The sequence below is a fragment of the Psychrobacter sp. FME13 genome (genome assembly GCF_014861395.1).
In the GTDB taxonomy this organism is placed as follows: domain Bacteria; phylum Pseudomonadota; class Gammaproteobacteria; order Pseudomonadales; family Moraxellaceae; genus Psychrobacter.
Map to the genome: position 1 here is coordinate 1 of NZ_RRYV01000374.1, position 588 is coordinate 588.

Genomic DNA, 588 nt, shown 5'->3' on the forward strand with positions numbered 1-588 from the left:
ACGCTACTTTAACAAAAACCTCTTATCAGGTGTCCTAAATTAGTTGACCACTACAAGTCGGCGTGGGTCAATGATGCAGGACAGCAGCAGCTTAAGTTAGGCGCTGAGCTGAGCGAGACGTTAGCAGAGGCTAAACAGGCGCATCTGCAATCGACCGAAGCGCTCAGTGATGCCCGAGCGTCGATAGAAGGGTTTAAGAGTACGGCGCAAATTATCGATGAGACGTTGAATACTGAAGTGCTGGGTGCGTCCGATGTGCTAGTAGTCAGCAAAGACAGTATTCTGGCATCAAGCAACAACACCCTAACCACAGCCAAGACCATCGTTAGACAATCAGGCAGCACGCAATCAGATATGGTGGCAGGCAGTTATACCTTGACGGCAGATACTATCGAGTCGCTATCAGGGATAGCCGGACAGGCTGCGCTATCAGGACTGAATATTAGTGCCAATACCAAACCTGTGGCGATACAAGCACAGGGCGGTGAGCTGCAATTGCACAGTCAGCAGTCGATGACGGTTGGTAGTGAGTCTGTAGTGGTCAACTAATTTAGGACACCTGATAAGAGGTTTTTGTTAAAGTAGCGT

At 49.1% G+C, this 588-nt stretch carries 1 protein-coding gene; it reads left to right on the forward strand.

What is annotated here, in order from left to right; all coding sequences use genetic code 11:
* Positions 1-225 precede the first annotated feature (225 nt).
* A complete protein-coding gene (locus EI164_RS16655; protein ID WP_192521065.1) occupies positions 226-549 on the forward strand; it encodes a hypothetical protein in 324 nt (107 codons plus the stop codon).
* Positions 550-588 lie beyond the last annotated feature (39 nt).